Annotated in this window: 19 protein-coding genes, 1 tRNA gene and 2 riboswitches; of the genes, 12 read left to right on the top strand and 8 right to left on the bottom strand. The window is 64.7% G+C overall.

The features are described from left to right. Positions 1-361: 361 nt before the first annotated feature. Positions 362-1,732: a hypothetical protein gene (locus tag FNV92_RS13435; protein WP_168213231.1), complete on the top strand. Its 1,371-nt coding sequence runs from the start codon at positions 362-364 to the stop codon at positions 1,730-1,732. On the opposite strand, the gene FNV92_RS13430 is transcribed toward FNV92_RS13435, so the two are convergent. Together FNV92_RS13430 and FNV92_RS13425 are read right to left on the bottom strand one after the other, a co-directional pair. Continuing rightward, a complete protein-coding gene (locus tag FNV92_RS13430) occupies positions 1,718-2,473 on the bottom strand; it encodes an alpha/beta fold hydrolase (RefSeq protein ID WP_143840609.1) in 756 nt (251 codons plus the stop codon). The genes FNV92_RS13435 and FNV92_RS13430 overlap by 15 nt on opposite strands. Positions 2,474-2,506: 33 nt before the next feature. Further along, positions 2,507-3,643 (bottom strand): hypothetical protein, encoded by a 1,137-nt coding sequence (locus tag FNV92_RS13425; protein ID WP_143840610.1) that lies wholly within the window; start codon positions 3,641-3,643, stop codon positions 2,507-2,509. Between the two features lie 292 nt (positions 3,644-3,935). Here FNV92_RS13425 and FNV92_RS13420 point away from each other — a divergent pair, with 292 nt between their 5' ends. Next, positions 3,936-4,181, top strand: a complete 246-nt coding sequence (locus FNV92_RS13420) for a zinc-finger domain-containing protein (RefSeq protein ID WP_008562814.1) — start codon at positions 3,936-3,938, stop codon at positions 4,179-4,181. 19 nt (positions 4,182-4,200) lie between these two features. Further along, entirely contained in the window at positions 4,201-5,403 is a 1,203-nt protein-coding gene (locus FNV92_RS13415) for an FAD-dependent monooxygenase (RefSeq protein ID WP_143840611.1), read from the top strand. A 13-nt stretch (positions 5,404-5,416) separates the two neighbouring features. On the opposite strand, the gene FNV92_RS13410 is transcribed toward FNV92_RS13415, so the two are convergent. Continuing rightward, complete coding sequence (locus FNV92_RS13410; protein ID WP_143840612.1) at positions 5,417-5,842, bottom strand: twin-arginine translocation pathway signal; 426 nt, start codon at positions 5,840-5,842, stop codon at positions 5,417-5,419. Positions 5,843-6,017: 175 nt separating this feature from the next. Here FNV92_RS13410 and FNV92_RS13405 point away from each other — a divergent pair. Next, positions 6,018-6,106, top strand: a tRNA-Leu gene (locus FNV92_RS13405). A 243-nt stretch (positions 6,107-6,349) separates the two neighbouring features. Beyond that, the gene (locus tag FNV92_RS13400; RefSeq protein ID WP_143840613.1) at positions 6,350-7,882 is read left to right on the top strand and encodes a hypothetical protein; all 1,533 of its coding nucleotides are present in this window, start codon (positions 6,350-6,352) and stop codon (positions 7,880-7,882) included. Between the two features lie 50 nt (positions 7,883-7,932). Here the strand turns inward: FNV92_RS13400 and FNV92_RS13395 are convergent, their stop codons facing one another. Beyond that, positions 7,933-9,264, bottom strand: a complete 1,332-nt coding sequence (locus tag FNV92_RS13395) for a hypothetical protein (RefSeq protein WP_244623707.1) — start codon at positions 9,262-9,264, stop codon at positions 7,933-7,935. A gap of 202 nt (positions 9,265-9,466) precedes the next feature. After that, the gene (locus FNV92_RS13390) at positions 9,467-10,246 is read right to left on the bottom strand and encodes a crotonase/enoyl-CoA hydratase family protein (protein ID WP_015685194.1); all 780 of its coding nucleotides are present in this window, start codon (positions 10,244-10,246) and stop codon (positions 9,467-9,469) included. Between the two features lie 88 nt (positions 10,247-10,334). Here FNV92_RS13390 and FNV92_RS13385 point away from each other — a divergent pair, with 88 nt between their 5' ends. Continuing rightward, positions 10,335-10,922 carry a TetR/AcrR family transcriptional regulator gene (locus FNV92_RS13385; protein ID WP_143840614.1) on the top strand — a complete coding sequence of 196 codons (588 nt, stop codon included), beginning with the start codon at positions 10,335-10,337 and terminating at the stop codon, positions 10,920-10,922. A gap of 150 nt (positions 10,923-11,072) precedes the next feature. Then, positions 11,073-12,323: a multidrug effflux MFS transporter gene (locus FNV92_RS13380; protein WP_143840615.1), complete on the top strand. Its 1,251-nt coding sequence runs from the start codon at positions 11,073-11,075 to the stop codon at positions 12,321-12,323. Positions 12,324-12,527: 204 nt separating this feature from the next. On the opposite strand, the gene FNV92_RS13375 is transcribed toward FNV92_RS13380, so the two are convergent. From FNV92_RS13375 to FNV92_RS13365, 3 genes are all read right to left on the bottom strand, one after another. Then, positions 12,528-14,123, bottom strand: a complete 1,596-nt coding sequence (locus tag FNV92_RS13375) for a glycosyltransferase family 39 protein (RefSeq protein WP_244623708.1) — start codon at positions 14,121-14,123, stop codon at positions 12,528-12,530. 238 nt (positions 14,124-14,361) lie between these two features. After that, positions 14,362-15,969 (bottom strand): ABC transporter substrate-binding protein, encoded by a 1,608-nt coding sequence (locus FNV92_RS13370; protein WP_168213232.1) that lies wholly within the window; start codon positions 15,967-15,969, stop codon positions 14,362-14,364. A 143-nt stretch (positions 15,970-16,112) separates the two neighbouring features. Then, positions 16,113-17,723: an ABC transporter substrate-binding protein gene (locus tag FNV92_RS13365; protein ID WP_143840617.1), complete on the bottom strand. Its 1,611-nt coding sequence runs from the start codon at positions 17,721-17,723 to the stop codon at positions 16,113-16,115. Positions 17,724-17,991: 268 nt separating this feature from the next. On the opposite strand from FNV92_RS13365, the gene FNV92_RS13360 reads away from it, so the two are divergent. The 5 genes from FNV92_RS13360 to FNV92_RS13340 all read left to right on the top strand — a co-directional run bounded on the left by FNV92_RS13360 (position 17,992) and on the right by FNV92_RS13340 (position 24,501). Then, positions 17,992-19,122: a M20/M25/M40 family metallo-hydrolase gene (locus tag FNV92_RS13360; protein WP_143840618.1), complete on the top strand. Its 1,131-nt coding sequence runs from the start codon at positions 17,992-17,994 to the stop codon at positions 19,120-19,122. 95 nt (positions 19,123-19,217) lie between these two features. Continuing rightward, a riboswitch (glycine riboswitch) is annotated at positions 19,218-19,322 on the top strand. A 3-nt stretch (positions 19,323-19,325) separates the two neighbouring features. Beyond that, positions 19,326-19,438: riboswitch (glycine riboswitch) on the top strand. A gap of 68 nt (positions 19,439-19,506) precedes the next feature. Continuing rightward, complete coding sequence (locus FNV92_RS13355; RefSeq protein ID WP_143840619.1) at positions 19,507-20,808, top strand: D-amino acid dehydrogenase; 1,302 nt, start codon at positions 19,507-19,509, stop codon at positions 20,806-20,808. A gap of 182 nt (positions 20,809-20,990) precedes the next feature. After that, complete coding sequence (locus FNV92_RS13350) at positions 20,991-21,932, top strand: ABC transporter permease (protein ID WP_015685186.1); 942 nt, start codon at positions 20,991-20,993, stop codon at positions 21,930-21,932. A gap of 17 nt (positions 21,933-21,949) precedes the next feature. Continuing rightward, positions 21,950-22,837, top strand: a complete 888-nt coding sequence (locus tag FNV92_RS13345; protein WP_143840620.1) for an ABC transporter permease — start codon at positions 21,950-21,952, stop codon at positions 22,835-22,837. A 14-nt stretch (positions 22,838-22,851) separates the two neighbouring features. Further along, complete coding sequence (locus tag FNV92_RS13340) at positions 22,852-24,501, top strand: ABC transporter ATP-binding protein (protein ID WP_041748809.1); 1,650 nt, start codon at positions 22,852-22,854, stop codon at positions 24,499-24,501. Positions 24,502-24,617 lie beyond the last annotated feature (116 nt).

The raw sequence follows: 24,617 nt of genomic DNA, 5'->3' as shown, positions 1-24,617 counted from the left end.
TCTCTCTGGGATCTGCTTTTTCGAATGGGCTCGTTTTGCGGGCTCTATAGCACAGTCTAGGCGACAAAGTCCTGACGGGCTTGCCTGAGAGTGAACAGTGCCTTGCCCCGCGAAAGCATGCCAACGCCTTGAAAACAATAGTTTCTTCTGAAGCCCCCAAGCGGCAAGGTTGGCTCAAAATGGTCAGGGTTTTGGCAAATTCAAGCCGTGCGGCCTCAAACTATTGGTGAATTCCATGCCAAAGGCTGGAGCCCTTGGCTCCAGGTTTCTTTTCTTGACGCGTTTTCTTCACGCGAACCGGTTTCCACTTCGCTCGAAAACGCTCTATTGCAGACATGGTCCGGAAGACGACGGAGCGGATTTGACCACAACGACCACCGATCATCGGCGCAGCCACGCCACGGATTCGCTCTGGCTGCGGGTGGCGGCGGTTGCCCTGCCCCTCCTCATGATCGCGCCGGCGTTGTGGAACGGCTATCCCCTGTTGCAATGGGATACCGGCGGCTATCTGGCGCGCTGGTACGAGGGTTATCTCGTCCCCAGCCGTTCCACCGTGTTCGGCATCTATCTGCATTATGGCGAGAGTTTCGGCTTCTGGATCAACATCGCCATCCAGTCGCTAGCGACGCTGTGGCTGTTGCAGCTCACCTTGCGCGTGCTCGGCTTGATGCAGACCTTTCGCTTCGTCGCGATCAGCCTGCTGCTCATCCTGTCGACCGCGCTGCCCTGGCTTGCCAGCATGCTGCTCACCGACATTTTTGCCGGGCTCTCGATTCTGTCGCTATTCCTGCTGGTCGTCGGCGCAAGCCGGACCTCGGGGCTCGAAAAAATTGCGCTGTTCGTCTTCACCGCTTTTGCCGCCGCAACGCATAGCGCCACGCTCGGCGTGCTGTTCGGACTCTGCGTTGCCGGCTGGATGGCGCGGCCGTTGCTGGGGCGTCGTCTCCCGATTGCTGGACTGGCGCAGGCGAGCCTGACGATCGTCGCTGGCGGCCTGATGCTGGTGTCGGCGAACCACGCGCTGTCGGGCAAATGGGCCTGGACACCCGGCGGCACCGGCGTCGCGTTCGGCCGCATGATGCAGGACGGCATCGTCGCGCGCTTTCTTGGCGATCACTGCCCGCGCGAAACATTCAAGCTCTGCCCGTATCGCAACGAATTGCCGGCGACTGCGGACGAATTCCTCTGGGGCAAGAGCGTGTTCAACACGCTCGGCCGGTTCGATGGGCTGAACGACGAGATGGGCACCATCGTCGTTGAATCGCTCAAGGACTATCCGGCGTGGCAGGCCGGCGCAGCCTTGCGCGCGATGGGCCAGCAATTGCTGCACGTCGCAACCGGCGAAGGCACCACCGTGTGGATTCCGCACACCTACGGCATCATCGAGCGTTACATCCCTTCGCAGACCGCACCGATGCGCGCGGCGCGCCAGCAGCACTGGGAGCTCAGCTTCGACGCCATCAACCGGCTGCACGTTCCCGTCGCGCTGATCTCGATGCTGGGACTGCTGGCCCTGCTCGCGCATTCACTCGCGTACCGACGGCTCGACGATCTGACGCTGCTGGCCGCGACCGTCACGCTGGCGCTGCTCGGCAACGCGTTCATCTGCGCCGTGATCTCGGGCCCGCACGACCGCTACGGCGCACGGATGGTGTGGGTGGCGACCTTCGTGGTGCTGATGGCGCTGGCGCGGCGGATTGGCGAGGACGCCGGCAGCTCACCCTCGGCGTGAGAGGAAGTCCAGCACGCCAACCTTATAGACCTTGTCGCCGACCGCGCGCATGTGATCGCGCCCCGGAATGTCTAGCACTTCCGATCCCGGGATGATCGCACCTAACGCGCTGGCGGAGCCCGCGACGTCATCGGTGCTGCCGACCGCGATCAGCACGGGCACGTCGATGCGTGCGGCCTCCTCTTTCGTCATGAGGTCGCGCGTGCCGCGCAGGCACGCGGCCAGCGCCACACGGTCCGAGCGGGTCTGGTCGGCAAAGGCGCGAAAGGTGCGGCCGACGGGATCGGTGACGTCGTCGAGCGAGGGCGCTTCCAGCGCCTCCGCGACATTCTCGCCGGGCCCGGTGCCCTCGATCAAGCCACCGATGCCGATGCCGCCGAGGATCGCCGAGCGCAGGCGCTGCGGCTCGTTTAGGCCGAGCCAGGCCGTCATCCGCCCGCCCATCGAATAGCCCATGATGTCGGCCTGCGGGATGGCGAGATGATCCATCAGCGCGAGCACGTCGCCAGCCATGGTGGGAATCGAATATTGCGCGGGCTCGTAGAGCTTTGCGCTCTCGCCGTGGCCGCGATTGTCCAGCGCGATGACGCGGCGGCCGTTCTTGCGCAGCTCGGAGACCCAGGTCGGATAGACCCAGTTCACGTTCTTGCTGGAGGCGAAGCCGTGCACCAGGACGATCGGATCGCCCTCGCCTTCGTCGAGATAGGCAATTTCAACGGCGCCGTTGTGAAAGCTCGGCATCATCAGTTCCGGTATCGAGGGGAGAGATTGATCTTAAGCGGTCAGCGCCGCGTTCGCCAGAGCGGCTTCAGCGGCGACCTGCGCCCGGCGCAGCCGCCGCGCTCGTCTGCGATCGCACCAGGCCTGGGTGAGGCGCTCGGTGGCCGCCTTGATCGACGACACCAGGCCAAACAGCGTCAGGGCCGCGCCGAACAGCCAAAGCGCAAGGTCGAACGCGCCGCCGACGAGCAGCAGCGCGCCGCGGCCAAGCAGCTTCATGATCGCGCGGGTCTTGCCGCCCTGCGCTTCCGCAAGCCGTGCCGCGCGCGCGACATCCTTCGGGCCTTCGGCGATGCGCAGGCTGTCCATGGCGCCGCGCGTGCCGGTCTTCTCGGCAACGCGTGTGACGTCCTTGCCGAGCCGGACCAGGGCGCCGGCCTTCTCGACGCGGAACGCGGCCTTGATCGCACTGACGGTCTCGCCCGGACGGAACACCGAACCCCTGGCGACCGCGCTCTGCAGCATCGGGCCATCGACGACGTCGCGCGCGGACCGGCCCGCCCATACGGCAAGCCCTTCACCGAGCCGCCCGACTTTCCGCGCATCCTTCACGAGCGTCAGGCCGGCGCGCACCGGAGCCGCGCCACCGACCGACATGTAGGTCACGGCCGTCACCGCAAGGCCCGCGGTCGCAAGGCCGAGCACGAGGTGGTCGGCGTCCTCGCCCATCGCGAGATGCTTGCCCTCGCGCACGACATCCCTGACATCGCCGATCACGAAGAGATCGCCGGCCACCGTCCCGGACAGGCTCGCGACATCGTCGGCATTTCCGGTGACGAGGCCGGTGGCAAACCGTTTGGCAAAATGCGAGGTGGAATTCTCGGCCTTGACCGCATCGCTCACCCGGCTCAGCAGATCGTCTGAAAGCGCGATGTTGCGGTCACGCGCCAGCGCCACGAAGCTGTCGGCGAGGTCGGCATCACCAGCGGCGAGCGCAGCCTCGATATTGTCCTGCACCAGGCGGTCGCCCTGCCGCAGCAGCGCGTCGAGCTTGAGCTCGGACAACGCGGCCGGATCGTCCTGGGCAGCGAAAATCGCGCCGGCCTCGCGGGCATGCGGCGCCACCTGCGCGAGCAGAAAGCCGCAGGCCGCAATCCCGGTCAACGCTGTGCTGATTCGCAGCCACTTCATGCAGAGAGCCCGGATGCTTGCCTGTGGTTGGTCTTTCGTCGCAATTCCGCTTGTCCACAGACATAGTATGCCAAAATTGCGACACAACGTCCCCGACGAAAGAAGGGCTTCTCTCAGGCCGCAAGATTGTGTCGAATTTGCATGAGCAAATGAGCATGGGGCGATTGCGAACCTTTCGGTTCCGCTGGACTAGCAATCAGCTGCACCCGCCAGTATGGTCCGCGGCGCCTCAAAGATGCCGCGTCAGTTGTTGATTGTGTCTGCCGCCATTGCCACTCCAGGATGAACTTCGATGTCCGACCATGTCGTCCCGCACTTCCACAACGATGCCGGTGTTCCCGTCATCGAGATCGGCTCGCAAGAGTTCATGTGCGTCGGCGCCAACCCTCCGTTCGACCATCCGCACGTCTTCCTGGACCTTGGCAACGACAACGAGATCATCTGCCCCTACTGCTCGACCCTGTACCGTTTCGCCGCCGACCTGAAGCCGGGCGAAGCCCGTCCGCCGGAATGCGTGCTGAAGGACAAGGTGGCCTGACCGCCCGCATCGGTCAGGGGTGACGCTCTCCCGAACGATTGTCATCGCCGGTGCCGGCATCGGTGGACTGACGGCCGCGCTTGCGCTCGCGGCCCGCGGTTTCCGCATCGTGGTGCTGGAAAAGGCCGAGCGGCTCGAGGAAGTCGGCGCCGGCCTGCAACTCTCTCCCAATGCCAGCCGCGTGCTGGTCGAGCTCGGCCTGACCGAGCGGCTCAAGCTGCGCGCCGTCACGCCCGAGGCGCTCTGCATCATGAGCGCGCGGGCCGGCGGCGAATTGCTGCGCATGCCGCTGGGCGAAGCCGCGTCAGCGCGCGCGGGTGCCCCCTATTGGGTGGTGCACCGCGCCGACCTGCAATCGGCACTGGCCGGCGCGGTGTCCGATCATCCCGATATCGACCTGAAGCTGGGTGCGACCTTCGAGGATGTCGCGCCCCACGCCAGGGGGCTGACGGTCGTCCACCGCAGCGGCACGATCCGCCGCAGCGATCTTGCGAGCGCGTTGATCGGCGCCGACGGCATCTGGTCGACTGTGCGCCAGCATCTGTTTCCCGAAGTGCAGCCGCGCTTCTCCGGGCTGATCGCCTGGCGCGGCACGCTGGACGCGACGCAACTGCCGAAGGATTTCACCGCGCGGCGGGTGCAGCTCTGGATGGGGCCGAACGCCCATCTGGTCGCCTACCCGATCGCGGGCGGACGCCAGATCAACGTGGTCGCGGTGCTGCCGGGCACCTGGAACAGGCCGGGCTGGAGCACGCCGGGCGATCCGTTCGAGGTGATGGACGCCTTCGCCGCGCCGCGCTGGCCGCCGGCGGCGCGCATGATGCTCGCCGCGGTCGACACCTGGCGCAAATGGGCGCTGTTCGGCGTGCCCGACGGCTGCCCGTGGAGCAGCGGCCCGGTCGCGCTGCTCGGCGATGCCGTGCATGCGATGCTGCCATTCGCCGCCCAGGGCGCCGGCATGGCGATCGAGGATGCCGCCGTGCTGGCCCGGCATTTGAGCGCCGAGGCCGCCGGGAGCACAGCCGGCATCACGGCCGCGCTGAAGCAATATGGCCGCGCGCGCCAGGCGCGGGTGAGGCGCGTGCAGCGGACCGCGCGGCAGCAGGGCCGCATCTATCATTTGGGCGGGCCGCTCGCGATCGCGCGCGATCTTGCGATCCGCGCCCTCGGCCCTGAGCGGATGCTGGCGCGGCAGGATTGGATCTACGGCTGGCGCCCCTGAGGCGGAATTCGGCTCAGCGAACGGTGCGACCGGATTGCGGCGCCGGCTTGATGTCCGGCCGCTGCGGCCCTGAAGTCTCCGATGCCGCACCAGGCGGGGTTTCCCGGCACCTGTTGCGGCGCCAAGCGTCTTCGGCGAGCTGCGCCTGCCCGCGCACCGCAACGTAGTCGTTGCGGTAGGCAAGCTCGGACACGACCGCACCGCCAGTCCCCGTCTCAGCCTTGTCCATCAGCCTCTGCAAATCCGCCGTGCGCATGGCCAGCGACTTGCGCTCCGCCTCGAGCTGCTTGCAGTCGTACAGTTCGTATTTGGCGGGGTCGGCGAAAGCCGGAGCGATCGTCTCGCTCATGCCCGCGCAGCCGGACAGCACGAAACCGGCCGCGAGGAGCGCGGCAGCCGCGCAACGTGAGCGCAGGCGGAAGGAAAACGAAGCAGGCATGCCGGGAAGTTAGTCCTTTTGAATTGAGAATGCCTAAAGCAGGGCCAGATGTCCGGATTGAGGCTTTGCCTTGCGCGGTCGCCTCGCTTAAGGAAGAGCCATCCATCCGGCCCGCGACGCGCGCCAATTCCAAACGGCCGGAGCTGGACTTAAGTGTTTGATCTCGTTGGATCAAGCGGGCATGGCGGAATTGGTAGACGCAAGGGACTTAAAATCCCTCGGTGCGCAAGCGCTGTGCCGGTTCGACCCCGGCTGCCCGCACCAACAGAATTGATGGCGTAAGCCGACGCGCGAGCCGGAAGCCCATTCGTCCAGCGACACCGCGCCACCGACGCGATCATTCATTTGCCAACACTGCCCTGCACGTCCGGAACGCGAGTTGCGCGGCAGGCATTTACACATCCTTAGATTGTTACCCCGATAAAGCGAGCCATGTCTGCTGCCCATCGATGCTGATCCGGAACGATGCAGGGCCTGGCGCGGCGGGCTGCGAAGGTGAGAGCCCCGATGGACGCGCGCGAGAAGTGGTCCGGGTCCGGGATTGGCGCGGCGCCTGCGGCAATCGGACGTCTCCCGGGTGGGCTCGAAACCTACGTCTTCCTGATCGCTTTCCTCGGCGTCTTCTATCTGTCGAACGCGCCGCTGATGCTCGGCCATTATGACCTCGGCTGGCATCTTGCCGCCGGCAACCTGATCCGGGAGCGAGGCGAAGTCCCGCTCCAGGATCCCTGGGCGTTCACCCTCGGCGACAAGCGCTGGTACAATCTGTCATGGCTCTGGGACGTGATCGCCAGCCTGCTGTATCAGCACACGGGCTTTGCCGGCATCGTACTGATGGTCGTCGCCGCCGGCGCGGTCATTGCCGGATATCTCGCATCCTGCGGCTTGCGCAGCGACGCATCGGCGCCTGCGGTCTGCATCGCGGTCTTCGCCGCCTGCCTGCTCTATCCCTGCTACGAAGCGTCGCCGAACATGTATCTGGCGGCATCGCCGAACATGGCGACCATGCTGTTCGCAGTCGTCTTCTACGGGGAATGCCTGCACCGGCGTGGATGGTTCCTGTTGCCGCCGCTGATGGTGCTCTGGGTCAATCTGCACGGCGGCTTCGTGCTGGCCTTTCCCATCATCGGTGTCTTTTGCGCCGGCGCCCTGCTGCGGCGGGACTGGGCCAACTTCCGGAATGACTGCCTCGCAGGCGCCGGGTGTGTCCTCGCGATCTTCGTCAATCCGCTGGGATGGCATGTCTATGACGGCGTGACGGCGACGCTCGGTCATTTCGTCCAGGCCGATATCGGCGAATGGCGCCCCTATTTGCACAACATGGTGATGCCGGGAAGCCTTCCGGGCATCGTCTATGCCTTGGCGTTCGTCGTGCTGGAGCTGTGGGACCGCAACACGACGCGGATCCCCCTCGAGGCGCGCACGCTGGCGTGGCTGTTTCTCGCTCTCGGTCTCTATCAGTTCAGGTACGCCGCGTTCTTCTTCATCTTCTCGAGCGTCCCGATGGCGCTTCACATCGACCATCTCTTGCCCAAACGCCGTTCGAGCTTCAAGATCCAGCGCGCGATGCTGGCGGCAGGCGTGGTCGGCGTGCTGCTTCTGCCGTTGACCCTCATGCATGTGAGACCGGCTCTGGCGTTGCCCGACATGCTCTCGGACGAGGATGCCGAGTATCTCAAGGTGCATTGCTCGCATGCACGTGTCCTGAACCACTGGAACGTCGGCGGGCTGCTGATCTTCCGGACGCGGGGATCAGTGCCCGTGTTCGTGGACGGCCGCGCGGCAACAGCCTATCCGGATGATCTGCTGCAGGACTATCGCAAGCTGGTGCGGTGGGACATCGACGCGGCGACGTGGGACAGGGCGATCAGCAAATACAAGATCGACGCCGTGCTCTGGCTCAGAGGACACGAAGAGCTGAGGCGGTTCCTCGTTGGCGAGCGGGGCTGGAAAGAGGACTACACCGGCGCTTATGTAAGCCTCTACACGAGGCAACAGGCCTCCTCGCGCGAGGAGTTCAAAGAGCCCGTGTCCCGGTAGGGTCACGCGCCACGCCGTTCACGCCCACGTGCCGGCGGACGGAGCCACATTCATGCATCCGCAACCTGCTGATCGAGGCGTATCGGCTCCGCCCGAAAATCGAGCAGCAGGATCCAGAAGCATGCCGTCGCGACAACGAGCAGCAGATAACTGCCCTCGAGCGAATGTCCCACAAGTGAGTTCAACGAGGGAACGAGCAGGCCGAGGGTGAGAACGGCAGCGAGTGCCGTCGCCGGTAGATCGGCGAGCAGGATCGCGGCATAGAGCGCGAGCTCGAAGAAGGCATATTCCTTGAGACGCGGCGAGCAGAGGTAGAGCGCAAACATGGCCAGCACCGTGATGCGCATGGCCGTGCGCGGATGATCGATCAGCCAGCGATCCAGTCGCGCAAGGTGCGTTTCTCTTTCGCGCGCGGGCCGGCTTGCGACCGCGCGGAAGACCGACAAGGCGAATGGCACCAGCACGAGCGCGAGTGCCGCGAGCACATACATCGCGAGGATGGCCGGCTTGCCGTCACCGAGGCCGGCCTGGGTCATGAGGTCATGCACCAGCAGCAGCAGCGACGGATTGAGCTCGAAGAGATCGAGGACATGCTGGTCGGGGATCTTTCCGGCCATCGCGAGCTGCCAGCTGGCGAACAGATCGGGGTATCCCAGCCACGATATCAGGATCGGCAATGCGAAGCTGAACGCCGCCACCGCAAGCAACACCAGCTTGCGGCCGCGCGGCAGCGGCAGGAAATACAGCGCAGCCAGCACGGGGAAGAACACCAGCTTGAACGACATCACGAGGCCGAGCAGCGCAGCGCCGGCCAGATGCAGCGGAGAACTGCGGTGCTCCGGCGTTCGGGAGGGAGGTTGAGACAGCAGGAGCCTCAGCGCGATCGCGGTCAGGACGCCGCTCAGAATCGCGAAATTGCCCGACGCCTGCACCCATTCGAAGCCGACAAACGCGCCGAGCGCGCAGAACACCCTGAGCCCGACATCGCGTGCGCGCGGGCGCGAGCCGCCGAGACCGGGCAAGAGCAACCCGCAGAGCACGGCGAGAGCGAGAAAGGCGCCCTTGTAGTGACCGACCAGAACGCCGCCCGCACATAGGGGACGGAATACATCCAGCGTCACCGGCAGATAGGGATAGGAAAGCCGGGTGCCTTTCAGATTCTTGACGACGTAGGGATCAAGTCCGGCGACATGCGCATCCACCGCCGCGCAATTGACCCGGACGTCCCAGCCATATTTGACATCGAGCACGGCATCGTTGGCGAGATTGCCGAACACCAGCAGCGTGGTCAGTGCGATCAGACAGGCGAGCCAGATGTTCCGTCGCGGCGCCATATCGGCCACGGGCTCCAGCCATCGTGCTGCACCGGTGAGATCGGACACAATCGGATACCTTGTCTGGCGTAGTTTCTCCGGGCGCCAATGCGGCGCCAGGTTCGGCCACAATGGACAGGATGGGTTGCGGATTCATCTCCCCGATGCCTTGGCCTCGCGCTTATGGTGAATCGCTGGTTGCCAGCGCTCCGCCTGGGGGGTTGCGGCACCGGCCGCCGTCGTCGCAGCCGTCGACACAGCCCCGCGGCGTCTAGCGCTGCGCGCGGGCTGCGAGCCATCTATCGAGCGCCTCGCGCGTGTCCTGTGTCGCCGCCATGCGCGCGAACTGCTCACTCTCGATCGCGAGACCTTCCGAAATCGAGACGTTGAGCCCGCGCGTGGCGGCGGTGATGATTCGGGCCACCGCCAGGTGTGAATGCCGCGTGATGCGATCCGCCAGCGCGAAGGCTGCGTCCAGCAGTTGCTCGTGAGGCACGATGCGGTTGACCAGTCCCATCTCCAGGGCTCGCTGTGGTAAAAAGGAATCGCCGGTCAGCAGGTGCTCCAGCGCCCGCTTGCGGCCCGCGAGCCGCGGCAGGCGCTGCGTGCCGCCGAAGGTCGGCGTGATGCCGATGGCAATCTCGGGCTTGGCAAAAGTCGCCCGCTCGCTCGCAACGGCCAGATGCACCGCTTCCGTGATCTCGCAACCGCCGCCGAAGGCGATGCCGTTGACCGCGGCGATGATCGGCTTCGGAAACGCTTCCAGGCGCGCCGTCATGCCCTGGCCGCGCCGCACGAATTGCTTCACCGCGACATCCGGCCCGCACCTCACGCTGTCCGAGAATTCGGCAATGTCGGCACCGGCCGAGAAGGCGCGATCGCCCGCGCCTGTCAGCACGACCGCCCGGATATTTGCGTCGTCCTCGATGCGGTCGAGCACCGCCATCAGGCGGTCGATGAGGGCGTAGCTCAGCGCATTGAGCTTGTTCGGGCGGTTGAACGTCAACAGCGCGACGGCGCCGCGCGTCTCGGAGAGTACCAGGTCGGACAAGTCGCAACTCCTTCCAGATCGGACAGGACAGGGAGTCAGCCACAGCGGCCGCATTGTGTATACTCACTAGGCGGTATACATTGGGCGGATGTCAGGGAAAGGCGACACCACCCGCGATCAGATCGTCGTTGCGGCGACGCGCCTGTTCTATGGCGAAGGCATCCGGGCGGCGAGCATGGATGCCATCGCCGAGAAGGCGGGCGTCACCAAGAAGACGCTGTACTATCACTTCACCAGCAAGGACGAGCTCGTCGCCGCAACCATCGCGGCCAGCGACCAGCCGACGCTGGAGCTCTACAGGCGCTGGTTCGCGGAGACGGACGGTGGTGTGGCCGACAAGGTCCGCGGTCTCTTCACAAAGCTCGGACGCTCCGTGGATACGCCGCGATGGCGCGGCTGCGGCTTCCTGCGCACGATCGCCGAACTCGCAAGCACGCCGGCGCATCCGGCGGTCAAGGCGGGCGCGGCCCACAAGAAGCGTTTTGAGGCGTGGCTCGCAACCGAGTTGCGCGCTCACGGCGTTGCCGGTGCGGCGGCGCTCGCACGCCAGCTCGTGATCCTGCTCGACGGCGCCACCACCGTGATGCTGATCCACCGCGATCTCGCCTATGTCGAGACCGCAGGGCAATTGGCGCTCGGCCTGGTCGAAACAGCTCAAAAGACCCGTCGCGCTTAAGCCGCGCTTAACCCCGACACATCGCCGGCCCAGGCCGCGACCTCACCAACTCGTGTCCGCGACCGACCCGCCTGACAGCCATCCCGAAACATGGGTTGTGCAACGCAGCATAGACGATAGAAAAGCCCCTGAATTTCAGAGGTGAGCTGCTTGTCCGACGTCAATGCCGACGATTGGGTGTCCTCGGGACACCGTCCTATGGGTTTTCCGGAATTCGTTGTCGTGATCGCGTCCATCATGGCGCTGAATCCGCTCGCGATGGACATGATGCTGCCGGCGCTGCCCAATATCGGGGCAACCTTCAAAATTCCAAACGCCAACCATCTCCAGCTCGTGCTGTCGATCTTCCTGATCGGCTTCGGCGCCGGCCAGTTCATCATGGGACCGCTGTCCGACCGGTTTGGACGACGCCCGGTGCTGCTCGGCGGCATGACGGTCTATGCGGTGGCCAGCTTGCTGGCGATCGCCGCGCCCTCGTTCGAGACACTCTTGCTGGCGCGCGCACTGCAGGGGTTCGGCACCGCTGCGACGCGCGTGATCGCGACCTCGATCGTGCGCGATTGCTATGTCGGCCGCAGGATGGCGAGCGTGATGTCGCTTGCGATGATGGTGTTCATCGCGGTGCCGGTGGTCGCGCCGTCGTTCGGACAGGCGGTGCTGCTGGTGTCGCAATGGCGGGGCATCTTCATCGTGCTGGCGCTCTATGGGCTGCTTGCCCTCGCCTGGAGCGTGCTGCGGCTGCCGGAGACCCTGCCGGATTCCGAACGCAGGTCGCTTGCACCCGCCGATGTGCTCGCCGCCTTTCGGCAAACCCTGACCAACCGCCAGACCATCGGTTACGCGATGGCCGCAGGCAGCGTCATGGGCGCGCTGTTCGCCTACGTGTTCTCGGCGCAGCAGGTCTTCACCGAGATCTATCACCTCGGCCATTATTTCCCCCTCGCCTTCGCTGCGATCGCGACCGGCGTCGCCATTGCGGGCTTCCTCAATGCGCGACTCGTCGGACGGCTCGGCATGCGCGTGATCTCACACGGCGCGCTGACGCTCTATGCCGTCGTGGCTTCCGTCCTGCTCATCACGGAAAGCCTGAATGTGCTGCCGCTCGCGCTGTTCATGGCGCTGTCGGCGCTGATGATGTTCGCGTTCGGCATGATGGTTGCGAACTTCACGGCGCTCGCAATGGAGCCGCAGGGCCACATCGCCGGCACGGCCTCGTCGCTCTACGGCTCCATCACCACCCTGATCGGCATCGCGATCGGCATGGCCATCGGGCAAAGCTTCGACGGCACGCTGATGCCGTTCGCGGTCGGCTTCTTCCTGTCGACCGTCGCGGCACTCGCGATCGTGCTGGTGGTGGAAAAAGGACGGATGTTCAAGCCGCATCACCGCCCCATCGCCTGAGGAACTTGCCGGCGGCCTCGATGTTGTCCTGCAGCAATTCGAAAGGCCGCCGCCATGGAACCGGAACTCCGCGAAGACCATCACGCCCGGGAGCCGGCGGAAACGAAACGTCCGCCCCCGCAGCCGAAGCATGCCGCGTTCCCAGCGCCTTTCGCGAGCGAAGGCTTGGAGGGTGTGCGCGACAGCCATTGCTGAGTGCAAGGCCTAGTCGGTCGCGCGCCTGCTGGCGCTGAAATCTTCCGCTGCATTCTCGGGCGTCGTGCTTCTTGCGCGCGGCGGCACCATCATCACGATCACATCCCGCGTCCCACCGGCCTGCCCCCACAGCCTCGCCTGCACGGTGAACTCGTGCCGGACGAAATGTCCAGCGCGTGCAGACACCCATTCCATCCACCGGTTGCAATAGTCCTGGCCGCGGAAGCACAGCGCGGCCCAGCCGCGGTCCAGCGTCGTCTTGCGCGGCAGGCCCCAGCTGTATTGAAATTCGAAGGGCCGCGCGTATTGCGGATGATCCGGACTGTAGAACGCCGTTGCGAAAGCCAGCGCATCGTCGCCGCTGACGGCGGTCAGCGGCTGGCCGGTGAGTTCGTGCCACTCGCGGGTCAGTCCGCTCGCGGCCTGGGCGTAGAGATTCCGCCCCTCTTCATAACCATGGGTGTTGCGATAGACAGCGTGGATCGGTGCCGCGACCAGGACGGCGGCGAGCGCGACGCCGGCCGTGATCACCGCGACGTTGACCGTGTAGAAGCGCTCGATCGGATAGCGCGTGCCGCAGACGATCAACACGACGAACAGGAACAGCCCCTGCAACGCCCACAGCGACGGCAGGTCCGTGCCCATCCCCAGCGACGTCACGACCGGCAGCACGATCGTGCCGATCGCGACGTAGAACAGGAGCCGCAGGCCCGGACTCATGGCGGCGAAGTCAGCCCGAAACTGTTTCAGGCGCGTGCCTGCGATGAGCACCCACAGCGCGGCTGACACGCTCATCGCCGCCGCCAGCCCCAGCAGAAAGTTCTTCACCTCGCCAAGCGAGCTCGCGACATCGCCGTTGGCGTGGTTCATCGCATAGGTGAAGGTCGAAGCCCCCGTCGTCGCGAGCCAATAGATGTGCGGCGACAGCACCGCAAGCCCGGTGACGACCGAAATCCAGGGCGAAGCCGAGGTGAAATAGGCGCGCCGCGCCGGATGCGCCAGTGCGGCAAGCGCGAAACTGGCGACGAGGAAGATCGAATAATACTTGCCGACCATCGCCAGCGCCGTCGTGCAGCCCACCGCGACCGCCCACGACGCCTTGCGGGTTTCGAACGCGCGCAGAAAGCACCAGGTCGCGAGCGGCCAGATCGCGAGCAGCACCGCATTGGCATTGAAGCGCTGCGCATGGAATTGATAGGCCGGCGTCAGCATCAACAGCAACAGCACCAGGATGCGCTTGTGGCCGGTCACGAATTGCCGCGCGACGAGGTCGACGCAGAACAATGCGAGCCCGGCATTGGTCATCGCCATCAATTGCAGCGACCAGTCGCTCAGCGGAAAGACGAAGGTCCAGCTTGCAGCAATCCAGCCCATCAGCGGCGGATGCTTGTGATAGCCCCACGCGAAATTCCGCCCCAGCGTCCAGGCCTCGAGCGTATCGGGATGCAGGCCGCCGCCGGCATAGGCGATGGCCAGATACAGCGTCCAGATCACGACGAAGCAGACCAGAAGCAGCGGCACGGCCCAGCCCGCCTCGACGCCCTCGAGCCAGCGCAGGAAAGGCCTGCGCCATCGCGATGGCGCGCGATCGGACCTTTCGGCCATCGCCTGAAATGCAAAATCGATCGGCACGGGAATCAAATCGGGGAAGGAAAGTGATGAATGAGCAAATCATCTAGTTCAGAACAGAAACAAATAGCAACAAGTGGAAGCTGGAAGAACTCAAAGCTCCCACTCCCAAGCTGACGCGAAGCTGACAGACGAAAACGGCGCCGCTGATGACAGCGGCGCCGCTCGTTTGCACGAAAGGTGCGAAAGCACCCTTTCGCATAGTCGGCTTTTCCTACTCCGACTTCTCCATATTCCAGAACACCGGCGTTGCCGGGCCGTCGATCACGCCGCTGATCGACTTCCGCCACGCGCTCGGGATCTGGAATTGACCGAGCGGCATGTAGAGCACCTGGTCGTAGGCTTCCTTCTGGATCTCGGCCGCGATCTTCTTCTGATCGTCGAGCGACGTCGCGTGGACGAAAGCGTCCTTGAGCTGCTCGACCTTGGCATCCTCCGCCCAGCCGAACCAGCCGCCCGTCTTGCCCTGCCCGCCGACGGCAACGTTGGAGATCGGGTTGGACGCGTCGGCGCTCACCCAGTTGGTGATGAACATGTTCCAGCCGCCCTCCTTCGGGGGCTTCATGCTGGCGCGCCGGCTCACGACCGTCTGCCAGTCGGTCGCCTGAAAATCGACCTTGAAGCCGGCGTCGCGCAGTTGCTGGGCCACCACGATCGGCTGCGCCTTCAGCGTCAGCACATCGCCCGGCGCCATCAGCACGACGGGTGTCCCGTCGTAGCCGGATTCGGCGAGCGCCTTCCTGGCCGCGGCCATGTCGCCGCCCTTCGCCAAGGTTTCGCCGCCAACGTCCGTCGCGAACGGCGTGTCGCAGATGAAGGCCGCTGCGCAGGTCTTGTAGAACTTGGGATTGCCGATCAGCGCGTCCAGCACGTCCTTCTGTTTCATCGCGAGGAATGCCGCGCGGCGGACCTTGACGTTGTCGAATGGCGGATGAAGGAAGTTCATCCGCGCGCCGGTCTGGAAGCCGAACTTATTCAGGATGTCGACCTTGAGCCCCTTGTCGGCTTCGATGGTGGGCAACATGTCGAGGGCGAGATTCTCCATGAAATCGACGTCTCCCGACTGCAGCGCGTTCAACGCCGTCTGCGTGTCGGGCATGGTGATCCATTCGACGCGATCGACCTTGACCACCTTGCCGCCGGCGGTCCAGCTCGCCGGCTCCTTGCGCGGCACGTAGTCGGTGTTCTTGACGTAGATCGACTTTACGCCGGGCTGGAATTCGCCCTGCACGAACTTGAACGGACCGGAGCCGATCTGCTCGGGGATCTGCTTGTCCACCGGCGTCTCGGCAAGACGCTTCGGCATCATGAAGGCGACCCGCGAGGACGGCTTGCCGATCGAGTCCAGCACGAGCGCGTACGGCTCCTTCAGCTTCAGCGTGATGGTTTTGGGATCGGTCGCCTCGAGGCTCGCGGTGAACAGCATCATCTGCTGTCCCATGCCATCGACGGCGGCCCAGCGCTTCAGCGAAGCAACGCAATCTTCCGCGGTGACGGGCGTACCGTCATGCCATTTCAGGCCATCGCGTAACATAAAGGTGTAGGTCAGCTTGTCGTCGGAGATCTTCCAGTCCGCCATCTGCGGCTGGACCTTGAAGTTCGAATCCGTCGCGAGCAGCGTGTCGTAGACCATGTAGCCATGGTCACGGGAGATATAGGCGCTGGTAAAGATCGGATCGAGGACGCGCAGATCCGAATGCATCACGGCGGTAATGGTCTTGCCCGCGGCAAGAACCGGCGAGGCCAGTGCCGAAAGCGCGACGACTGAGATCGCAAGTGTGGAGGAAACCGCCCGACGCCCGTGCCGCATGAGTTGGAACACTAAAGTTCTCCTGAGAAATTTCTTGGGAAGTTCTCTTGGGAAGTTTTCTTGGGAAGCTTTTGGGAAGTTCTTTGGCGAGCGGCGCCGCTGATGACAGCGGCGCCGCGTGATGGTCGAGACGGAAGGCCCGAGACGCCCTCGCCTTACTCGGTCTTGTCCATGTTCCAGAACACCGGGGTCGCCGGGCCGTCAATCACGCCGGTGAGCGACTTCCGCCACGCGCTCGGCGCCTGATACTGGCCGAGCGGGATGTAGATCACCTGGTCGTAGGCTTCCTTCTGGATCTCGGTCGCGATCTTCTTCTGATCCTCGAGCGAGGCGGCGCGGACGAAGTCGTCCTTGAGCTTCTCGATCTTGGCGTTCTCCGCCCAGCCGAACCAGCCGCCCTTCTTGCCCTGGCCGCCAATCGAGAGATTGGAGATCGGGTTGGAGACGTCGGCGCTGACCCAGTTGGTGAAGAACATGTTCCAGCCGCCCTCCTTGGGGGGCTTCTGGCTGGCGCGGCGGCTGACCACCGTCTGCCAGTCGGTCGCCTGCAGATCGACCTTGAAGCCCGCTTCGCGAAGCGCCTGCGCGGCGACGATCGGCTGGGCCTTCAGGGTGGTCACGTCGCCGGGCGCCATGATCACGACCGGTGTGCCGTCATAGCCGGACTCAGCCAGCAGCTTCTTGGCTTCCGCCATGCCGTTGCCCTTGACCAGCGATTCGGAACCGACGTCGGTCGCGAACGGCGTATCGCAGATGAAGAAGGCACCGCAGATCTTGTAGTATTTGGGATTGCCGATCAGCGCATCGAGTACGTCCTTCTGGTTGATCGCCATCAGCGCCGCCCGGCGAACCTTGACGTTGTCGAACGGCGGAAAGAGGAAGTTCATGCGGCCGAGCGTCTGGAAGCCGAACTTGTTCAGCACCTGGACGTTGAGGTCTTTGTTGCCTTCGAGAACGGGAACGAGATCGAACGACGGGTTCTCGAGGAAGTCGATGTCACCCGATTGCAGCGCGTTCACTGCGGTCTGCGCATCCGGCATGGTGACCCATTCGACGCGGTCGACTTTCACGACCTTGCCGCCTGTGGTCCAGCTCGCCGGCTCCTTGCGCGGCACGTAGTCGGTGTTCTTGACGTAGACCGCCTTGACGCCCGGCTGGAATTCGCCCTGGACGAACTTGAACGGGCCGGAGCCGATCTGCTCGGGAATCGGCTTGTCCGGCGGGGTCTCGGCGAGGCGCTTCGGCATCATGAAGGCAACGCGCGAGGACGGCTTGCCGATCGAATCCAACACCAGGCCGTAGGGCTCCTTGAGCTTCAGCGTGATGGTCTTGGGGTCGGTCGCCTCGATGCTCGCGGTGAACTGCATCATCTGCTGGCCCATGCCGTCGACCGCGGCCCAGCGCTTGAGCGAGGCGACGCAGTCTTCGGCCGTCACCGGCGCGCCGTCATGCCACTTCAGGCCGTCGCGCAGCGTGAAGGTGTAGGTCAGCTTGTCGTCGGAGATTTTCCAGTCCGCCATCTGCGGCTGAATCTTGAAGTTCGAGTCGGTCGAGATCAGCGTGTCGTAGACCATGTAGCCATGGTCACGCGTGATGTAGGCGGTGGTGAAGATCGGATCGATGATACGCAGATCCGAATGCATCACCGCGGTGATGGTCTTGCCGGCCGCAAATACCGGCGAGGCCATTGCGGTCGAAAGTGCGACGACCGAAAGCGCAAGTGTGGAGGCGAACGCGCGACGCCCCCGGCGCATCAAGCTCAGCATAAAAGTCTCTCCTGACGTGAAACTGTTCAAAGGCAGGTTATAGGTTGAGCATTCGGTTCGTTCCGTAGGCGAACTAACCTCATGCAATGCCTTTATCTTTTCGAGACTTGCAGACAGTGTTGAGCGCGTCAATCCGGTTTAGCTGCAAGCCCAAGCGGCGCGCGCACGGGCTCCACAAAGATCGGTTTGGCTCTACAACACTCCCCGCTCGTCCTGCCCAGCGCAATGCAATGCGCGTTCCATCTTTCGAAGCTTGAGAGACATTAAGATGAATCCAGCCAATCTTCCCTTCGATTCCGAGGCCATGCTCGAAGGCCTGCGTACCTGGGTCGACTGCGAGAGCCCGACCTGGGACGCCGGTGCCGTTAACCGCATGCTCGATATCGCAGCGCGGGATATGGCAATCATGGGTGCGACGATCGAACGCATCGCCGGCCGCCAGGGCTTCGGCGGTGTCATCCGCGCGAGCTTCCCGCATCCGAAGCAAGGCGAGCCCGGCATCCTGATCGCCGGTCACATGGATACCGTCCACCCGGTCGGTACCATCGAGAAGCTGAAATGGCGGCGCGAGGGCAACAAGTGCTACGGCCCCGGCATCTACGACATGAAGGGCGGCAACTACCTCTCGCTGGAAGCGATCCGGCAGCTGGCGCGCGCCTCCTTCACCACGCCGCTGCCAATCACCGTGCTGTTCACGCCAGACGAGGAAGTCGGCACGCCCTCGACGCGCGACATCATCGAGGCGGAGGCTGCGCGCAACAAATATGTGCTGGTGCCCGAGCCGGGCCGCGCCGACAACGGCGTCACCACCGGGCGTTACGCCATCGCGCGCTTCAATCTCGAGGCGACGGGCCGGCCGAGCCACGCCGGCGCAACGCTGTCGGCGGGACGCTCTGCGATCCGCGAGATGGCGCGGCAGATCCTCGCGATCGACGCGATGACGACGGAGGATTGCACCTTCTCGGTTGGCGTCGTGCATGGCGGACAATGGGTGAACTGCGTTGCCACGACCGCCACCGGCGAAGCGCTGTCGATGGCCAAACGCCAGGCCGATCTCGACCGCGGCGTCGAGCGCATGCTGGCCCTGTCGGGCACGGCCAACGACGTCTCCTTCAAGGTGACTCGCGGCGTCACCCGGCCCGTATGGGAGCCGGATGCAGGCACGATGGCGCTGTATGAAAAGGCACGCAGCATCGCCAAATCGCTCGGCGCCGAGTTGCCGCATGCGAGCTCCGGCGGCGGCTCCGACGGCAATTTCACCGGTGCGATGGGCATCCCGACGCTCGACGGCCTCGGCGTGCGCGGCGGCAATGGCCACACGCTCGAGGAGTTCATCGAGGTCGACAGCCTGGTCGAGCGCGGCCGGCTGATGGCGGGTTTGCTGGCGACGCTCGAGTAAATTGAATCAATCTTGCACTGCACAATCCGTTGGCAGTCACGGTCGAAATTTGGCCTTGTCTAAAAATGAGGCGCATCGTACTGCTCGATGGTCCACGCGACGATGCGGGAGAGATCGCAACGAAGGCTTCCAGCCTTCCTTGCGGCGCCGACGGAGCAACCGCCCCGGAAACTCTCAGGCAAAAGGACTGTATCGTCAGGACGATCTGGAGAGAGACGGCACGATCTGAAAGTCGTGACGTCCACCGAAGGGGATAGTCCGGAGCTGACCTTACGGGGTCTGCGCCGGGTCAAGCTCTCAGGTAACCGTGACAGATGGGGCGCCGCCAACGGCTTTACGGCCGGCGGTTAGCCGACTCTAACTCACGGGAGCCCCGAACCTGCCATGACCCATATCGCCATCATCGGCGCCGGTATCACCGGCGTAACGACCGCCTATGCCCTGCTTGAACGCGGCTACAAGGTGACGGTGCTCGACAAGCACCGTTACGCCGCGATGGAGACCTCCTTCGCCAACGGCGGGCAGCTCTCCGCCAGCAACGCCGAGGTCTGGAATAGCACCGCGACCATCCTCAAAGGCCTGCGCTGGATGTTCCGGCGCGACGCGCCATTGCTGATGAACCCGCGGCCGAACTGGCACAAATATTCCTGGATGAGCGAGTTCGTCGCCAACATCGGCAACTACCGCGCCAACACAATAGAGACCACGCGGCTTGCGATCGAAGCCCGCAAGCATCTGTTCGAGATCGCGGCACGCGAAGGCATCGACTTCGATCTCGAACGCCGCGGCATCCTCCACATCTATCACGACAAGAAAGGCTTTGAATCCGGCCTGCGCGTCAACGCGCTGCTGCAGGAAGGTGGCCTCGACCGCCGTCCGGTGACACCGGAGGAAATCCGCGCCATCGAGCCGACGCTGCGCAAGGACTATTACGGCGGCTTCTACACCCCGTCGGATGCGACCGGCGATATCCACAAGTTTACCCGCGGGCTGGCCGAGGCCTGCAAGCGACGCGGCGCCGCCTTCATTCACGAGGCCAACATCGATTCGATCGCTCGCGCCGGCGCCGGCTTTGTCATCGGCTGGGCCGATCTGTCCGCAAGCGATGCGGCCGCATCCGCGCGCGGCATGCTGAAGGTGGACGGCGTCGTGGTTTGCGCAGGTGTGGCGAGCCGTCACTTCGCCACCCTGCTCGACGAGCGCGTCAACGTCTATCCGGTGAAGGGCTACTCGATCACCGTGCAGCTCGACACCGCCGCGAGCCGCAACGCGACGCCGACCGTCAGCCTGCTCGACGAAGCCGCCAAGATCGTCACCAGCCGGCTCGGTGCCGATCGCTTCCGCGTCGCCGGCACCGCCGAATTCAACGACTTCAACCGCGACATTCGCGCCGACCGCGTGCAGCCGCTGGTCGACTGGGTGCGCAGCAACTTCCCCGACGTCGAGACGTCGCGTGTCGTTCCGTGGGCAGGGCTACGGCCGATGATGCCGAACATGATGCCGGTGGTGCGCGCAGGGCGGATACCGGGCGTGTTCTTCAACACCGGCCACGGCCATCTCGGCTGGACCCTGTCGGCCGCGACCGCGCAGATGATTGCCGGGACCATCGACGGCTGGCGCGGGCTCAACGCTCCGCCGACCGTCCCCTCACTCAAGGTTGAGACCGAGCTGCGTCATGCATCCTGAGTGGTTCCGATGGGGCGCAGGGCGGGCCCTTGATACCGCCCTGCCCTTGGCACACAATTTGCCCCGCGAAGTCGGCATCTCCGGCCGGCTTTCCCAGCCCGAATGACAGGCGCGCATGATAAACACGACAGATTCCACGGGCGCCCCAAGGCGCCACACGTTCCGCAGCCGGAGATAGGTGCATGCTAGGTTATCTCATTCGCCGCGTTCTGGCGGCGGTCCCCGTGATGGGTGTCGTCGCGCTGTTCGTGTTTCTGCTGCTGCGGTTGACCCCGGGCGACCCCGCCGCAATTCTCGCCGGTGACAACGCGACACCTGAACGGCTGGAGCGCATCCGCGACTCCCTCGGCCTCAACGAGCCGTTGATCGTGCAGTTCATCACCTGGGTGAACAAGCTGCTGCACGGCGACCTCGGAACGTCGCTGATCTCCAACTTGCCGGTCATCAAGATGATCAGCCAGCGCGTCGAGCCGTCGATCTCGATCGCGCTCTCGACCATCGTCCTCGCGGTCATTGTCGCCGTCCCCCTGGGCGTGATCGCGGCATGGAAGCATGGCACCTGGATCGACCGCTTCGTGATGGGTCTCTCCGTGCTCGGCTTCTCGGTGCCCGTGTTCGTGGTCGGCTATCTCCTGATCCAGGTGTTCGCGATCGACCTGCGCTGGGTGCCGGTGCAGGGCTTCCGCAGCATCTTCAACGGCTTCGGACCCTTCTTCGAGCGCATCATCCTGCCGACCTGCGCGCTGTCCTTCATTTACGTCGCGTTGATCGCGCGCATGACGCGCGCGGCCATGCTCGACGTGCTCGGCGAGGATTACGTCCGAACGGCGCGCGCCAAGGGTATCAACGAGGTCGCAGTGATGATGCGACATGCGCTACGCAACGCAGCTGTGCCCGTGATCACCGTGATCGGCACCGGCTTTGCGCTGCTGATCTCCGGCGTCGTCGTCACCGAGAGCGTGTTCAATATCCCCGGCATCGGCCGCCTCACGGTGGACGCGGTGCTGGCGCGCGACTATCCGGTGATCCAGGCGATGATCCTGCTGACCTCGCTGATCTACGTCGTCGTCAATCTGCTGATCGACGTCGCCTACACGCTGCTCGATCCCCGGATCCGGTACTGAGGCAAGGGTAACAACACATGTCGGTCGATAGCCTTCCCCAGTCTTCCATTCCGATCACGGCGCCGTTGCGGCCGCGCTTCGGATTCCTCACCTCGACGCCGATCATCGCGGCGGCCACGGTCTGCCTTGTGCTGATCGTACTGGTCTCGATCCTCGCGCCGCTGATCGCGCCGCATGATCCGATCCAGCTTGCGCCGTCGCAGCGGCTGAAGCCCTCCTCGGCGCAGTTCCTGCTCGGCACCGACGCCTTTGGCCGCGACCTGCTCTCACGTGTCATCTATGGCGGGCGCATCTCGCTGCTGATCGGCATCGGCTCGGCGATCCTGGCGATCGTCATCGGCCTTGCGATCGGCCTCGTCTCCGGCTTCTTCAAGCTGGTCGATTCCGTCCTGATGCGCGTCATGGACGGCCTGATGGCGATGCCGAGCATCCTGCTCGCGATCGCCGTGGTGTCGCTGTCCGGCGCCAGCATCTGGACCGTGATGGTTGCCATCACCATCCCGGAAATCCCGCGCGTGGCACGTCTGGTTCGCTCGGTCGTCTTGTCGGCGCGCGAGGAGCCCTATGTCGAAGCCGCGATATCGGTCGGCTCGTCGCTCCCGAAGATCATGTGGCGACATCTGATGCCGAACACGATCGCACCGCTGATCGTGCAGGGCAGCTACGTCTGTGCCTCGGCGATTCTCACCGAGGCTATCCTCTCCTTCCTCGGTGCCGGCATCTCGCCGGAGACGCCGACCTGGGGCAACATCATGGCCGAAGGCCGCCAGTATTTTCAGCTCAAGCCGACGCTGATCTTCTGGCCGGGCCTGCTGCTCTCGATCGCCATCCTCAGCATCAATCTGATTGGCGACGCCGCACGCGACGCCCTCGACCCCCGCATGAAGCAGCGGGAGGGGAAGTGATGAGCGACAAAGTGATGACCAACCCAGTTCTCGACATCAACAACCTCGTCGTCTCCGTCGGCAAGAAACCGGGCGGGCCAAAGATCATCGACGGCATCTCGATCCAGGTGCACAAGGGCGAGACGCTGTGCCTCGTCGGCGAAAGCGGATCGGGCAAGTCGGTGACCTCGCTGACCACGATGGGCCTGCTGCCGAAAGGCACGCTGGTTCCGACCGGCGGCAGCGTCAAGCTGGTCGGTGAGGAGATTCTCACCGCGACCGACCGCCGCCTGCGGCAGCTGCGCGCGACGCAGATGGCGATGATCTTCCAGGAGCCGATGACCGCGCTCAATCCAGTGGTGCCGGTCGGCCGCCAGATCGACGAAGTCCTGCGCGCCCATACCAATCTCGACGCGAAGGCGCGCAAGAAGCGCATCCTGGACATGATGGAGCAGGTCCGCCTGCCCCAGGTCGAGCGCATCTTCGCCTCCTATCCGCACCGCCTCTCCGGCGGCCAGCGCCAGCGCATCATGATCGCGATGGCATTGGTGCTGGAGCCGAAGCTGCTGATCGCGGACGAGCCGACCACCGCGCTCGACGTCACCACGCAGAAGCAGATCCTGACCCTGATCCGCGACCTTCAGCGCGATCACGGCACGGCTGTGCTGTTCATCACCCACGACATGGGCGTCGTCGCCGAGATCGCCGACCGCGTCGCGGTGATGCGGCAGGGCCGGCTGGTGGAAACCGGTCCGCTCGAGACCGTGCTGCGCAACCCGACCATGGAATACACCCGCAACCTGCTGTCGGCGGTGCCGAGCCTGGTGCCGCGCGCCCCGCGCGAGGACAGCCGCGAGCCGGTGGTGCTGGAGGCCAACGACCTCAGCAAGGTCTACAAGGAACGCTCCTTCTTCGGCAAAGGCCGCGAAGTAGTCGCCGCCGACAAGGTCACGCTGACGCTGCGCAAGGGCCGCACGCTCGGCATCGTCGGCGAAAGCGGCTCGGGCAAGTCGACGGTGGCGCGCTGCATCGTCCGCCTGATCGACCCGACCTCCGGCGGCGTGCGCCTCGCCGGCCGCGAGATCTCCGACATCTCGCGTCGCCTGCTCCAGCCGCACCGCAAGAAGATCCAGATCGTCTTCCAGGATCCCTATCGCTCGCTCAACCCGCGCGTCACCGTCGGCGAGAGCATCGCCGAAGGCCCGATCAATTACGGCACCTCGCATGCCGATGCGATGAAGCGCGCCCGTGAGCTGCTCGAGCTGGTCGGCCTGCCCGCGGACGCCGTGACGCGCTATCCGCACCAGTTCTCCGGCGGCCAGCGCCAGCGCATCGCCATCGCGCGGGCGCTCGCGCTCGATCCGGACGTGCTGGTCGCCGACGAAGCAGTCTCCGCACTCGACGTCTCGGTGCAGGCGCAGGTGCTGGAACTGCTCGACGAAATCCAGAATCGGCTCGGCATTGCGATCCTGTTCATCACCCACGATCTGCGCGTCGCAGCCCAGATCTGCGACGAGGTCGTGGTGATGCAGCATGGCCGCGTCGTCGAACAGGGCCCCGCCGCCGAGGTGCTGACGCATCCGAAAGAGGACTATACAAAGGCCTTGCTGGAAGCTGCACCGGGCCGCGGCTGGGATTTCGCGAACTTCCGGCCGGTGTCGGAAGGTATGGCGGCGACGGCTTAGCTCTTCCCGCCGTCATTCCAGGGCATCGCGAAGCGATGAGCCCGGAATCCATCGAGCCACCGAGTTTGCCGCACGATGGATTCCGGGCTCGCGCCAAGTGGCGCGCCCCGGAATGA

This window comes from Bradyrhizobium cosmicum, from assembly GCF_007290395.2.
Classification (GTDB): Bacteria; Pseudomonadota; Alphaproteobacteria; order Rhizobiales; family Xanthobacteraceae; genus Bradyrhizobium; species Bradyrhizobium cosmicum.
Note: the sequence above shows the minus strand (reverse complement) of the source record. Positions and strands in the feature narration are given on the sequence as shown.

Coding starts and splice junctions, on each gene's coding strand:
- FNV92_RS13385 (WP_143840614.1), top strand. CDS start 10,335: ATGTCAGGGAAAGGCGACACCACCCGCGATCAGATCGTCGTTGCGGCG.
- FNV92_RS13360 (WP_143840618.1), top strand. CDS start 17,992: ATGAATCCAGCCAATCTTCCCTTCGATTCCGAGGCCATGCTCGAAGGC.
- FNV92_RS13410 (WP_143840612.1), bottom strand. CDS start 5,842: ATGCCTGCTTCGTTTTCCTTCCGCCTGCGCTCACGTTGCGCGGCTGCC.
- FNV92_RS13425 (WP_143840610.1), bottom strand. CDS start 3,643: ATGAAGTGGCTGCGAATCAGCACAGCGTTGACCGGGATTGCGGCCTGC.
- FNV92_RS13365 (WP_143840617.1), bottom strand. CDS start 17,723: ATGCTGAGCTTGATGCGCCGGGGGCGTCGCGCGTTCGCCTCCACACTT.
- FNV92_RS13400 (WP_143840613.1), top strand. CDS start 6,350: ATGGACGCGCGCGAGAAGTGGTCCGGGTCCGGGATTGGCGCGGCGCCT.
- FNV92_RS13430 (WP_143840609.1), bottom strand. CDS start 2,473: ATGCCGAGCTTTCACAACGGCGCCGTTGAAATTGCCTATCTCGACGAA.
- FNV92_RS13420 (WP_008562814.1), top strand. CDS start 3,936: ATGTCCGACCATGTCGTCCCGCACTTCCACAACGATGCCGGTGTTCCC.
- FNV92_RS13340 (WP_041748809.1), top strand. CDS start 22,852: ATGACCAACCCAGTTCTCGACATCAACAACCTCGTCGTCTCCGTCGGC.
- FNV92_RS13345 (WP_143840620.1), top strand. CDS start 21,950: ATGTCGGTCGATAGCCTTCCCCAGTCTTCCATTCCGATCACGGCGCCG.
- FNV92_RS13350 (WP_015685186.1), top strand. CDS start 20,991: ATGCTAGGTTATCTCATTCGCCGCGTTCTGGCGGCGGTCCCCGTGATG.
- FNV92_RS13375 (WP_244623708.1), bottom strand. CDS start 14,123: ATGGCCGAAAGGTCCGATCGCGCGCCATCGCGATGGCGCAGGCCTTTC.
- FNV92_RS13355 (WP_143840619.1), top strand. CDS start 19,507: ATGACCCATATCGCCATCATCGGCGCCGGTATCACCGGCGTAACGACC.